This is a genomic window from Acidiphilium sp. PA (genome assembly GCF_026191915.1).
In the GTDB taxonomy this organism is placed as follows: Bacteria; Pseudomonadota; Alphaproteobacteria; order Acetobacterales; family Acetobacteraceae; genus Acidiphilium.
The window spans coordinates 82,280-94,536 of record NZ_JAIMBY010000001.1 but is presented as its reverse complement, the minus strand read 5'-3'; the positions used below and the strand labels follow the sequence as shown (position 1 = coordinate 94,536).

The following is a 12,257-nucleotide window of genomic DNA, read 5'->3' as shown; positions in this document are numbered from 1 at the left end:
GGTCGGGGCAGTTTCGCCCAGATTACTTGATCTTGGCTTCCTTGAAAGCCACGTGCTTGCGCACCACCGGGTCGTATTTCCGGAACTCGAGCTTGCCCGTCTGTGCCTTCGCATTCTTGCGCGTCACATAGAAAAAGCCGGTGTCGGCGGTGGAAATCAGTTTGATCTGGACAGTGCTTGATTTGGCCATGAGTGTTCTCCGATGCGGGGGATATGAGGGACGCGACCGTCCCGGTCAAGTCCCGTGCGCGGAGGGGCTGGGTGGCGGAGTTCCCGATGCCGCCAGCAGCGGCCGGACCAAGGCGGCATGATACGCAACCGGATCGTCGATCAAGGCGGTGGCTGCCGCGAAATAACCGTTCGCACCCACTGCGGCAGGGCAGGAATCCCGTAACGCCAGGATTTCGGCCAGCGGTATCGGCGCCCTTGCGGCACGTGTTTCCGCCAGCGGTTTCGCAAGCATGTTATCGCCCGCCTGCAGCGTGGCGAGCTGCTGGTCGAGCACGTTGGTGCCCAAACTGACGCACACCTGTGGAAACACCCCCAACCCCTGCAGCGGCCAACCGCGGGGTGCGATCATCCGGCTCCACGTTACATATAGTTCGCCGCCGCCCGGTAAAGTGGTCAGGCTCTGCACCAGGCCTTTGCCCAATGTCGCGCTGCCGACCACGACGGCGCGGTCGTTATCAGCGAGCGCTGCCGAAAACACCTCGGCCGCGCTCGCTGTGGCTCCATCGACGAGAATGATGACCGGCAGACCGCGCGCGAGATCCGCCCCCTCGGCATGAAATAATTTATCCGCCGCCGGATCGCGGCCGATCGTGCGAATGATCGTGCCATGGCTGAGCAACGTGTCGATACTGAGCACCGACTGCCGCAACACCCCACCACGATTGCCGCGCAGATCGATCACGATCCCTTTTGGCTCCGGTGTTGCCGAAACCAGCGCACCCAGGGCTGCCGCAAATTGTTCGCCGGTGTCGTGGTCGAAGCCGATGACCCGGATCACCGCGATCCCATTGTCCATCGCGCCGAAGACGCTCTGGATCGGTACCAGCCCCCGGGTCAGGCGGATGGTCTGAGGCAGGCTCTTGGGCGGGCGCACCGTTATCCGGATCGTCGAGCCGAGCTTGCCGGTCAAACGCCCCTGCAGCGCGGCGAGATGTTGTCCCGCCGTCGTCTGACCGTCGATCGCGAGAACAGCCATGCCGGGCGCCATTCCGGCCTGGTCGGCCGGGCCGGACGGGGCCACCCGCGCGATCAGGATCGCGCTTCCCTGGCGGCCCAGCGTCAGTCCGAGTCCGGCATGACCAAGCCGCATCGCCCGATCTTCAGCGGCCTCGTGCGGTGCCTCGTAGCGCGAATACGGGTCGAAATGATTGAACAACTCGTCGAAAAAACTTCGAATCACGCCTTCGGTGCCGGCCCGCGCCAGTGCGGGCGAGGCGGTGAACGCATGCGCCGCCACAGCGGCACAGGCATCGCCCCACGCAGCGGCATCCGCCGGCGGTGGGGCATTGGCCGCGAACAGCACGCGATTCGGGCCATAAAGCAGCAATTTACCCGCTTGTTTCTGCACCGTCAGGTCCGGATCGAGCGCGGTGATACCCGACAACCCCCAGACCGCCATTTGCGGAATGCTCAGCGGTTCGAGCGTGCGCGGTGCGATGAATGCAAGCGCCGCACCCCACACGGCGCCCGCGCGCGCCTGATCGAACGCCGGTGCAGCCGCATACGCGCCGCACAATGGCAGCACGACGCAGAGCAGCGAGACTGCCCGCCAGAACGATCGTGCCTTGCGTTTGCTCATCGCTGCTTGCGCTTGACTGATTTCGGCGCGCGGCCGGGCGATTTGTTCCGCTTGCCGCGGGGGTTTCTGCCTTCCTTGCCGGAAAATCGTCCGGCTTCCGGCCGGTCGGGGCGCGCCCGGCCGCCCTCTATCATTGAAAACAGCAATCCGCCGGTCACCGGCTTGGCCTCGCGCAGGCGCACCGTGACCGGATCGGCCAGATGAAACACTACCCGGCTGCGTTTGCCCGACAGCGTGCTGGTCGCCTCGTCGAAATGCCAGAAATCATCTGCCAGCAGTGCCATCGGGATAAAGCCTGAAGCGCCGGTCTCGTTCAGCGTCACGAACAGGCCAAACCGAGTCACCCCGGCGATCCGCGCGGCGAAATCCTCACCGATCCGCTCGGTCAGATACGCCGCCAGATACCGATCGGTCGATTGCCGCTCGGCATCCGTCGCGCGGCGTTCCGTGATCGTGATGCCCTGGGCGATCGCCGAAAACTCGGCACCGGCTTCGGCGGTCAGCCCGTCGCTGCCCAGCTTCAACCCGGCGATCAGCGCGCGATGCACCAGCAAATCCGCATACCGGCGGATCGGTGAGGTGAAATGCGCGTAGGATTTCAGCGCGAGGCCGAAATGCCCGATATTTTCGGGCGAATATTCCGCCTGCGACTGGCTGCGCAGCACGGTTTCATTGACCAGCGGTGCGGCATCGGTCCCGGCGACCAGCTTGAGGATATGGTCCAGATCGCGCGGGATCAGCTGGTCGCTCTGCTTGAGCGAAATATCGAACGTCGCCAGCAGCGAGCGCAGCGCATCGAGTTTTTCGGGCGAGGGCGGCGCGTGGATGCGGTACATGCAGGGCTGGCGCAGCCGCTCCAGCTCCTCCGCCGCCGAGACATTGGCGAGGATCATGAACTCCTCGATCAAGCGGTGACTGTCCAGCCGGGCGCGCGGCACCACGCTCGCGACCCTCCCGTCCTCGGTCAGGGTGATCTGGCGCTCCGGCAAATCCAGATCGAGCGTGCCGCGCGCCTGCCGCGCCGCGAACAACGCCCGGTAAGCGGCATACAAATGATCGAGCGTACCCTTGGGCAGATCGGCGCTCGATCCCGCATCATGCGCCGTCTGTACCGCCTCATAGGTCATGCGCGCGAAGCTGCGCATGAGGCCGCGGCCGAACCGATGCCACTGTTTGCGCCCCTCGGCATCGATCGTCATCTCAACGAACAGGCACCCGCGATCCTCGTTCGGCCGGAGGCTGCACCAGCCGTTCGACAGGGCCTCCGGCAGCATCGGCACGACCCGATCCGGGAAATACACGGAATTGCCGCGCAGCCGGGCTTCGCGGTCGAGCGTTTTGCCCGGCCGGACATAATGCGCGACATCGGCAATCGCGACGATCAGGCGGAACCCCGATCCATCGGGCTCGGCGAACACCGCATCGTCGAAATCACGCGCATCGGCCCCATCGATCGTGATCAGCGGCACGCCCCGCAGATCGGTCCGCTTGCCCAAACGGGTCGCCCTGGCGGACTCGGCTTCGTCGATCGCGGCCTGCGGGAAATCGACCGGAATGCCGAGCGAGGCGATCGCGATCAGACTGATCGAACGCGCATCGCCCATCTTGCCGAGATGCTCAATGATCCGGGCCGGCTTGGCCCCATGGCCGAAGGCGGGCAGGGGGGTCGCGCGCACGACATCGCCGCTGGCCGCGCCGTTGGTTTCACCCACCGGCACCATCCATTCCGAGCGGCTTTTGCGCTCGACCGGCTCGATCCAGCCACCTTGTGTTTCATTGGACTTCGCTGCCCGGAACACACCGATGATGGTCGCCGGCTCGTCATCGAGGCGCTTGAGCGTACGCCCCTCGTACCGATCGCCGTCGATTCGCCGCAGCCGTGCCAGTACCCGTGCGCCGGGCGCGAGTGCGGGTTGGCCGCGCTGTTCGGGTTGCATGAAAATGATCGGTGGCCGTCCGTTCTGGTCCCAGCCGACCGGTCGCGCCAGCGGGTCGCCATCGCGATCGGTGCCGGTGATCTCGACCACGCAGCGCTCGGGCAACACTTCGGCCCCGCGCACCTGCTTGCCGCCCGCGCGTACCAGGGCGCCATCACGCTCGAGCGTGCGTAGTAGCGCGCGCAACGCAGGTTTCTGGTCCGGCGTCAGGCCGAACGCGCGCGCAATATCGCCCTTGCCGAGCCTGGTGCCCGCCTCGCTCAAAAACTGGCGCAGCACGGCCGCGCTGGGCAAGCCTGGCTCGGGCGTGCCGTATCCGGGCTTTACGGGTCTTCGTGTCATGCCGACGGCGTGCCTTCGTTGGGGTTCCGATCGACGGATTGCATGGCGATCGCGCCGTCCAGAAACCAGAGCCTCTGGGTTTGGTTCACAGTGTCGCCCCACGCGTCAGCTGATCTGTTCAATCGGTTCGACATACCGCCAATGTGGCGCGCCGACAACGCTGAGGCAGCGTTGCGCCCGGCACCACACAGCAAGTTTTCCAACTATGGCGTTCTTGCCACAATCAGCCGGTCGAGCGAGGCGTTGAACAGGGCCCCGAGTAACAGCGTATAGGCGGTGAGATAAAACCACATCATCAACCCGATGATGGTGGCCAAGGGGCCATAGGTGTGGCTGTAGGCGGCAAACTGCCCGACGTAGACGGCAAACCCATAGGACAGGATCAGCCACAGCAGAATGGCGACGGCAACGCCCGGGATCACGGTATGACCAAGGTCACGCCGGAACGCCGGGCCATAGCGATACAGCAGGCCGAGGGCGACGGCCATGAACGCCATCATCAGCAAAAACCCGATCACGATGGCAAGAATGGCCGACTCTTTGCCCAGGCCGAAAAATGTGAACAGCAGCGGCAAGCCCACCAGCACGCCGATCGCGATGACCGCGGCTAGGATCGCAACCAGCGTCATACCCAGCGTCACCAGCTGAAACCGGATGATGCCGCGTGACTCGTCGCGCTTGTGGATCACGTTCAGCGCATAGATCAGCGCCTTGGTGCCGGAGGCGGTAGAATACAGGGTAAACACCAACGAAATGGCGAGCCCGATACCCAGGCTGGTCTTGCCGCCGGAGACCAGTTGCTGGATTCGTCCCGCAATCAATTGAAACGCCGCCGGCGGCATCAGATGCTTCAGATAGAGCAGTTGCGGTTCGACCGTGATCGGGTTGAACGCCAGACCGTACAATGAAATCAGCGTCGTGATCGCGGGAAACAACGCGAGCGTTGCATAGAACGCGCAACCGGCCGCCACCAGCGACATCTCGCCGCTCAGCAGCGACATCACGGCGGTTTTCAGGCCGTTCCACCACAAAGACGCATCGACCCGCGCCTTCAAGAGCCCCTCGCCAGAAATTTCCTGATGGCATCGATCGTGGGAGTATCCATCAAGGCCGGTGCGTGGCCCGCGTCCGGCACCGTGAGCGTCGTGGCCCCGGCGCTCGCCATGCTGCCAAATGTCGCTTCGGTAAGCAGATCGCTGTGTTCGCCCCTGATCGCCATCACCGGCACACGGATCGCCTGCCAGATCGCGGACAGATCGGCATCCATCGGCACCGAGGCGCGGATCGGATCGGCGATTGCGGGGTCATAGTGCAGGGCAAACCTGCCACCAGCGGCAGGGCGGGCCGAATACCGTGCCAGATGCCGCCATTGGGCATCGCTCAGCTGGCCGAATGGCGCATGAACGAGCCGCAGATGCGCTTCGAGCGCGCCGATGTCGACAAAGGTGTCAGGGACCTTGATCATGTAGTCACGGATCCGCGTCAGCGCCGCCGCCGGGATCAACGGGCCGATATCGTTCAGAACGAGCCGCGTGACCGGGGTATGCGGCGCGGCGGCGACCATCATGCCGCAAATACCGCCGAGCGAAGTACCCACCCAGGCGACCGGCTTGTTCAGATAGGCCAGCAGATGCGCCAGCGCCACGACATAGCTCGGTGGCTGATACTGGCTCGCGTCGGCCAGCCAGTCGGATCGGCCTCGACCCGGCAGATCGGGGCAGATCACGTGATAATCCTCGGCCAGCGCCTCGGCCAGGGTGTCGAAATCCCGCCCGTTCCGCGTCAATCCATGGACGCAGACAACCGCTGGCGCTGCCGGATTGCCGAATTCGACAAACGCCAGGCGGTGAAAATCAGCGCCTAAAAGATACGGAATCGCGGCCTGCCGTGCCATGCGCGCGAAGCGTCAAATGATCTGGTCGCGGCGCAATGCCGCGCGTTCGGAGGCATTCAGTCCAAGCATGTCGGTCAAAACCTCATCGGTGTGCTCACCCAACATGGGGGGCGGCAACCGATAATCCACCGGTGTTGCCGACAAACGCACCGGATTTGCGACCAGCTTCACCGGATTGCCGTCTTTCCCCGCGATCTCAATCAGATTGCCGCGCGCAACGACATGCGGATCGGCGAACACTTGTTCGAGTGTGTTGATCGGACCGCAGCCGACTTTGATCGCTTCCAGTTCGGTAAGCCACCACGCCGAGTCGTGGGCGGCCAGCACATTGGCGAGGGTTTCAGTCACAAACGCGCGATTGGCCACTCGCGCTGCGTTCGTTACGAACCGGGCGTCGGTGAGCAGATGGTCGAGACCAAATCGCTGGCAGAAGCGCGCGAAGGTCGCATCATTGCCGATCGACAGCACGATATGGCCATCGGCCGTCGCGAAAACCTGATAGGGCACGATGTTGGGGTGTTGATTGCCCAAGCGGGGCGGGTTCTGGCCGGAAGCCAGATAGTTCATGCCCTGGTTCGCGAGCCACGCCACATTGGTATCGAGCATGCCGATATCGACCTGCTGCCCCAGACCTGTCGCTTCCCGGTGACGCAGGGCGGCAAGCACGCCGATGGCGCCGTAAAGCCCGGCAAACAGGTCCGCCACCGGCACGCCCACTTTCATCGGCTGCCCATCGGGCTCGCCGGTCAAGGACATCACCCCGCCCATCGCCTGGATCAGGCTGTCATAACCCGGCCGTTCCGCATAGGGTCCGGTCTGGCCAAAGCCAGTGATCGAGCAATAAATCAAACCGGGATGCAGCTTGCCGAGTTGCTCATAGCCAAGCCCGTAGCGAGCCAGCGTGCCGACTTTGAAGTTTTCGACCAATATTTCGCACTGCGCGACTAGATCACGCGCGAGTTTCTGGCCCGCCGGTTTGGCGATATCGATGGTGACCGATCGCTTGTTTCGGTTCGCCCCCGCGAAATAGGCGCTCTGATCGGTGCCAGGCATCGCCGGCGGCACGAATCCCCTGGTGTCGTCGCCGCTGCCGGGTTTCTCGACCTTGATGACCGAGGCACCCAGATCGGCCAGCATCTGCACGCAGGTTGGCCCGGCCAGCACACGGGTCAGATCGAATACGGTCAGGCCGGCCAGCGGCCCTGATGGCTTCGGTGCCTGGGTGGAATTGACGTGCGACATGAACGACCTCCGAGAGTGGGAGTGTCGGCATAGCGGACCGCCTCGTTCAAGGTCAAAACGGCTTGGCCATCGGGCGAAAGAGCGGACGGGACACGCGCAAGAGAAGCACTTCAATTTCCGACGAGACTTGGCAACCAGATGTCGATTGCCTTGGCGTCGGCCTACGACAACGACCCTACGCCTGGTTCGACAAATAATGCTTCCCTTGCCGTGCGACCCAACCACATGCCTCTGCGGCGGCTGTTTTCAGCCGCGCAGACGGTGCCGTGGCAGAGGCGCACATGTGCGCAGCGCCAAGCGAACGAGCCGGTTTGCCACAATGGGCAAACCGGCTCGTTCGGCATCCTGGGCAAGTGAGATAAGCCGATCGGTCAGAATTAGAGGGCTGACGATCGGGGTATGATGGTCGGCGATTTTCGCCGTCGCATAATCGGACATCGTGGGTTTTTCCTTTTGACAGACCAGCCTTTTTGGCTGACCCCAACACACCACGCCGAAATTACGTTTCGGTTAACAAAAAGGATCACACACGAAAATAACTTTCCGTTGCGGTTCAGCGTTCATTTTCGTCGGCGTCGCGCTCCACCTCGATATCGGTCTCGATAGCGTCGGCGTCATCTTCCAGATCGTCTGCATCCTCGAGAATGTCCTCATCGGCCCCATCGTCCACCGCGTCGACTTCGACATCGTCGCCCGGCACCAGTGCCGCTTTCGGGGATTTTTTGGCATCATCGGGGATTGGCGCATTACGCTTGAGCTTCGGCTGCTCGATCGGCTGCTCGGTACCGCATTTCGGGCAGACGGCCGGCGATTTGCCGAGATCGAAAAACCGCGCGCCACAGGAGACGCAGGTATGTTTATCGCCAAGTTCCGGCTTCGGCATGAGCCCCTCGTGCATATAAGGAAATGGTCGCTTCAGGGCGCGCGCCATGCCACCCATCGTCCGCTATGTCAAACGCGCCACATCATGCTAAGCGCCGCGCCATGAGCTCCGAAACCCCGCACGCCTACCGTTCCCACCGACCCGCCGCGCGGCTGAGCGGTTCAATCACCGTGCCGGGCGATAAGTCGATCTCCCATCGCGCGTTGATGTTCGCCGGCCTCGCGATCGGTGAAACCCGCATCACCGGCTTGCTCGAAGGTGAGGACGTGCTCCGCACCGCCGCCGCCATGCGTGCCCTAGGCGCGACCGTGCGGCGCGATGCGGATGGCGCGTGGGTTGTCGCCGGCACTGGCATCGGCGGGTTGCATAGCCCGGATGATGTGCTCGACATGGGCAATTCCGGCACCGCCGCACGGCTGCTCTGCGGCGTTCTGGCCAGCCATGACATTTTCGCGGTGATGACCGGCGATGCCTCGCTGCGCCGCCGGCCGATGCGCCGCGTCATCGATCCGCTGGCGGCGTGCGGTGCGGTATTCGCCGCGCGCGAGGGCGGTCGCCTGCCGCTCGCTGTAACCGGTGCGGCCGATGCACAGCCGTTGAGCTATCGCCTGCCCGTGGCCTCCGCGCAGGTGAAATCGGCGCTGCTGCTTGCCGGGTTGAACGCGCGCGGCATCACTGAGGTCGAAGAGCCGGAGCCGACGCGCGATCATTCCGAAAACATGCTGCGTCATTTCGGCGCCGTGCTCAGCGTCGTGCCGCACGGCGCGGGCAAGCTGATCCGCCTGCAGGGCCAGCCCGAGTTGATGGCAGCCGATATCACTGTGCCCGGCGATCCATCCTCGGCGGCGTTTCCCATCGTGGCCGCGCTGCTGGTCCCCGGCTCGCGCATTACGATCGCAGGGGTCAATTTGAACCCGTTGCGCACCGGCCTGTTCACCACTCTGCTCGAAATGGGCGCCGATATCACGATCACCAACAAGCGCGAGGCCGGTGGTGAGCCGGTCGGCGATCTGATCGTTGTTGCCTCGACGCTGCGCGGCATCGACGTGCCAGCCGCGCGCGCCCCCTCGATGATCGATGAGTATCCGATTCTGGCGGTGGCCTGCGCCCTGGCGCGTGGCCCGTCACGGCTGCGCGGACTCGGCGAATTGCGGGTCAAGGAAAGCGACCGCCTGGCCGCAACGCTTGCGATGCTGCGGGTCAACGGCGCGCATGTCGAGGTCGAGGGCGATGACATGATCATCGCCGGTGGCGCCAACCGGCTGGGCGGCGGCACCGTGCTGACGCAGATGGACCATCGCCTCGCGATGAGCGCCCTGGTGCTGGGCATGGCCGCGGAGGCGCCGGTGACGATCGACGATGCCCGCTTCATCGACACCAGTTTCCCCGGCTTTATGGGCCTGATGCAAAGCCTGGGTGCCGCAATCAAGGCTGAGGCGGAGGCTGCATGAAACCGATCGTCATCGCCATCGATGGTCCGGCGGCATCTGGCAAGGGCACGTTGGCCCGGCGCCTGGCGGCAGCCTTCAACCTGCCCTATCTCGACACCGGCCTGCTCTATCGTGTGGTCGGCCGCCGCGTGCTCGACCACGGCGGCAATCCGACCGATCCCGACATCGCCACGGCTCAGGCGCGCGGACTCGGTCGTCTCGACCTCGGGCGCGATGATCTGCGCACGCCAGAGGTCGATCTGGCGGCTAGTGCGGTCGCCTCGATCGCCACCGTGCGCGCCGCCCTGCTCGATTTTCAGCGCAATTTCGCCGCCAACGCCGGCGCCGTCCTCGATGGGCGCGACATTGGCACCATCGTGTTCCCGCAGGCCGCGGTAAAACTTTTCGTCACCGCCTCGCTCGACGTGCGCGCCCAACGCCGGTTCGCCGAGCGCCAGGCGCAGGGTCTTGCCGCGACGCTCGATGCAGTGCGTGCCGACCTCGCAGCCCGTGACGAGGCCGACCGGACACGCGCCGCCGCCCCGTTGCGCCCGGCGGACGATGCCCATGTGCTCGATACCAGCACGCTCGATGCCGACCACGCCTTCGCCGCCGCCGCGGCATGGGTCAATCAGGCCTTGGCGAAAGTATAACCCGTTGTTTGGGCTTCTGTGGCAGAAGGGTAGCGCAATCCAACGAATCGAGGCCGGCACGTGACTGATCTGTTCGACCAATCCGCCGCATCGGCGGCATATACCGCCAAGGACATCGAGGTTCTGGAAGGACTGGAGCCGGTCCGCCGGCGCCCTGGCATGTACATCGGTGGCACCGATGAAGGCGCGCTGCATCACCTCGCCGCCGAACTGCTCGACAACGCGATGGACGAGGCGGTCGCGGGGCATGCCTCGATGATCGAAATGAGTCTCGCTGCCGGCAACTGGCTGAGCGTGCGCGACAACGGCCGTGGCTACCCGATCGATCCCCATCCGAAATTCAAGGACAAATCCGCCCTCGAAGTCATTCTGACCACGCTGCACTCCGGCGCCAAGTTCTCCGGTAAAGCCTACGCGACGTCGGGCGGGTTGCACGGTGTGGGCAGTTCGGTCGTCAATGCGTTGTCCGAGCGCCTGGAGGTCGAAGTTGTGCGCGACCGCGTCCTATGGAAGCAGGATTACGCCCGCGGCAAGCCGCTGACGCCGCTGATCAATGCCGGCCCGATGGCGAATCGGCGCGGCACGCTGATCCGCTTCACGCCTGACCCTGAAATTTTCGGCACGCTGCGGCTGAGTGCGACACGGCTGTATCGCTTATGCCGTTCAAAAGCCTACCTGTTCCGCGGCGTACGCATCCGTTGGTCGTGCGATCCGGCGCTGATCCCGCCGGGCAGCGACATCCCTTCCCAGGCCGAACTGCATTTTCCCGGCGGCCTTGCCGATTCGCTAGCCGAGGAACTCGGTAGTGCATCCAAACTGGTCGTGCCCGTCTGGGCCGGGCTGGCCGATCTACCGGATGCAGCCGGGCGGATCGAATGGGCATGCGCCTGGCTGGATAACGGCGATGCCGCGCTCGATACCTATTGCAACACCATCCCGACGCCGCAGGGCGGCACGCATGAGGCGGGGTTTCGGGCGGCGCTGCTGAAGGGGTTGCGCGGCTTCGGCGAGCAGCGCGGCAACAAGCGCACCAGCGTGATCACCGGCGAGGATGTCACGGGCACCCTGTCGGCCAAGCTTTCGCTGTTCATCCGCGATCCGCAGTTTCAGGGCCAGACCAAGGAAAAACTCACCTCGCCGGAAGCCCAGAAGGTCACCGAGGCCGCGCTGCGCGACCGGTTCGAGCATTTCCTCGCTGGCGATCCTGCGAGTGCCGACAATCTGCTGGCCTATGTGATCGAGCGCGCCGAAGAGCGCATCCGGCGCCGCGAAGCAAAGGATACGCCGCGGAAATCGGCGACCAGGCGGTTGCGTCTGCCGGGCAAGCTGACCGATTGCACGCGGGAATCGCGCGAGGACACCGAGATTTTCCTCGTCGAAGGCGACTCCGCCGGCGGCTCGGCCAAGCAGGCGCGCAACCGTGAGACTCAGGCCGTGTTGCCACTGCGGGGCAAGATCCTGAACGTCGCTTCGGCATCGACCGAAAAGCTGCGGCAGAATCAGGAGCTGAAGGACCTGATCGAGGCGCTGGGTTGCGGTGTGGGCGAGCGGTTCCGGCTCGACCAGCTGCGCTACGGCCGCATCATCATCATGACGGATGCCGATGTCGATGGGGCGCATATCGCATCGCTGTTGATGACGTTCTTTTACCGCGAACTGCCGGAGTTGATCCGTGCCGGCCATGTGTTTCTGGCGCAGCCGCCCTTGTTCCGCCTGACGCAGGGCAGTAAATCGGTCTATGCAATGGACGATGCGGAGCGGGACCGGTTGCTGAAAACCGCTTTCAAGGGCAGTGCAAAGGTCGAGATCAGCCGCTTCAAAGGCCTCGGCGAAATGCCGCCAGCGATGCTGAAAGAGACCACGATGGACCCCAAACGGCGGGTGCTGCTGCGGGTAATGACGCTGCCGGAGGCGCGGGCGGAGACGGCCGATATGGTCGAGAGCCTGATGGGGCGCAAGCCGGAGTTACGGTTCCGGTTCATTCAGGATCGGGCGGCGGGAGCGGGGGAGCTGGATGTTTAGAGCGCCCGTAGGAATGGAGTAGTCGCTCAGGCCTTGATCAATTC

11 protein-coding genes are annotated in these 12,257 nt (G+C 64.3%); 3 read left to right on the top strand and 8 right to left on the bottom strand.

What is annotated here, in order from left to right:
• Nucleotides 1-22: 22 nt before the first annotated feature.
• The 8 genes from rpmG to AruPA_RS00450 all read right to left on the bottom strand — a co-directional run bounded on the left by rpmG (nt 23) and on the right by AruPA_RS00450 (nt 8,156).
• Complete coding sequence (gene rpmG / locus AruPA_RS00485) at nt 23-190, bottom strand: 50S ribosomal protein L33 (RefSeq protein WP_029310534.1); 168 nt, start codon at nt 188-190, stop codon at nt 23-25.
• A 45-nt stretch (nt 191-235) separates the two neighbouring features.
• The gene (locus AruPA_RS00480) at nt 236-1,810 is read right to left on the bottom strand and encodes a S41 family peptidase (RefSeq protein WP_265634122.1); all 1,575 of its coding nucleotides are present in this window, start codon (nt 1,808-1,810) and stop codon (nt 236-238) included.
• The gene (rnr, locus tag AruPA_RS00475) at nt 1,807-4,089 is read right to left on the bottom strand and encodes a ribonuclease R (RefSeq protein WP_265634120.1); all 2,283 of its coding nucleotides are present in this window, start codon (nt 4,087-4,089) and stop codon (nt 1,807-1,809) included. Before rnr ends, AruPA_RS00480 begins: the two co-directional genes overlap by 4 nt.
• A gap of 203 nt (nt 4,090-4,292) precedes the next feature.
• On the bottom strand, nt 4,293-5,144 hold the full coding sequence (locus AruPA_RS00470; RefSeq protein WP_265634119.1) for a YihY/virulence factor BrkB family protein: 852 nt from the start codon (nt 5,142-5,144) through the stop codon (nt 4,293-4,295).
• Nucleotides 5,141-5,983, bottom strand: a complete 843-nt coding sequence (locus AruPA_RS00465; RefSeq protein ID WP_265634118.1) for an alpha/beta fold hydrolase — start codon at nt 5,981-5,983, stop codon at nt 5,141-5,143. Before AruPA_RS00465 ends, AruPA_RS00470 begins: the two co-directional genes overlap by 4 nt.
• A gap of 12 nt (nt 5,984-5,995) precedes the next feature.
• Nucleotides 5,996-7,225 carry a CaiB/BaiF CoA-transferase family protein gene (locus AruPA_RS00460; RefSeq protein ID WP_265634117.1) on the bottom strand — a complete coding sequence of 410 codons (1,230 nt, stop codon included), beginning with the start codon at nt 7,223-7,225 and terminating at the stop codon, nt 5,996-5,998.
• Nucleotides 7,226-7,471: 246 nt separating this feature from the next.
• Nucleotides 7,472-7,663: a hypothetical protein gene (locus AruPA_RS00455; RefSeq protein ID WP_139333983.1), complete on the bottom strand. Its 192-nt coding sequence runs from the start codon at nt 7,661-7,663 to the stop codon at nt 7,472-7,474.
• A 115-nt stretch (nt 7,664-7,778) separates the two neighbouring features.
• Nucleotides 7,779-8,156: an FYDLN acid domain-containing protein gene (locus AruPA_RS00450; protein ID WP_408858551.1), complete on the bottom strand. Its 378-nt coding sequence runs from the start codon at nt 8,154-8,156 to the stop codon at nt 7,779-7,781.
• Nucleotides 8,157-8,209: 53 nt separating this feature from the next.
• Here AruPA_RS00450 and aroA point away from each other — a divergent pair, with 53 nt between their 5' ends.
• The 3 genes from aroA to parE are packed head-to-tail and all read left to right on the top strand — an operon-like array spanning nt 8,210 to nt 12,213.
• The gene (gene aroA / locus AruPA_RS00445) at nt 8,210-9,559 is read left to right on the top strand and encodes a 3-phosphoshikimate 1-carboxyvinyltransferase (protein WP_265634116.1); all 1,350 of its coding nucleotides are present in this window, start codon (nt 8,210-8,212) and stop codon (nt 9,557-9,559) included.
• Entirely contained in the window at nt 9,556-10,191 is a 636-nt protein-coding gene (locus AruPA_RS00440) for a d(CMP) kinase (protein WP_265634115.1), read from the top strand. The genes aroA and AruPA_RS00440 overlap by 4 nt, the downstream gene beginning before the upstream one ends.
• 60 nt (nt 10,192-10,251) lie before the next feature.
• Nucleotides 10,252-12,213: a DNA topoisomerase IV subunit B gene (gene parE / locus AruPA_RS00435; RefSeq protein WP_265634113.1), complete on the top strand. Its 1,962-nt coding sequence runs from the start codon at nt 10,252-10,254 to the stop codon at nt 12,211-12,213.
• Nucleotides 12,214-12,257: the final 44 nt, after the last annotated feature.

Coding starts and splice junctions, on each gene's coding strand:
- rpmG (WP_029310534.1), bottom strand. CDS start 190: ATGGCCAAATCAAGCACTGTCCAGATCAAACTGATTTCCACCGCCGAC.
- AruPA_RS00450 (WP_408858551.1), bottom strand. CDS start 8,156: ATGGCGCGCGCCCTGAAGCGACCATTTCCTTATATGCACGAGGGGCTC.
- AruPA_RS00455 (WP_139333983.1), bottom strand. CDS start 7,663: ATGTCCGATTATGCGACGGCGAAAATCGCCGACCATCATACCCCGATC.
- AruPA_RS00480 (WP_265634122.1), bottom strand. CDS start 1,810: ATGAGCAAACGCAAGGCACGATCGTTCTGGCGGGCAGTCTCGCTGCTC.
- aroA (WP_265634116.1), top strand. CDS start 8,210: ATGAGCTCCGAAACCCCGCACGCCTACCGTTCCCACCGACCCGCCGCG.
- AruPA_RS00460 (WP_265634117.1), bottom strand. CDS start 7,225: ATGTCGCACGTCAATTCCACCCAGGCACCGAAGCCATCAGGGCCGCTG.
- rnr (WP_265634120.1), bottom strand. CDS start 4,089: ATGACACGAAGACCCGTAAAGCCCGGATACGGCACGCCCGAGCCAGGC.
- AruPA_RS00440 (WP_265634115.1), top strand. CDS start 9,556: ATGAAACCGATCGTCATCGCCATCGATGGTCCGGCGGCATCTGGCAAG.
- AruPA_RS00465 (WP_265634118.1), bottom strand. CDS start 5,983: ATGGCACGGCAGGCCGCGATTCCGTATCTTTTAGGCGCTGATTTTCAC.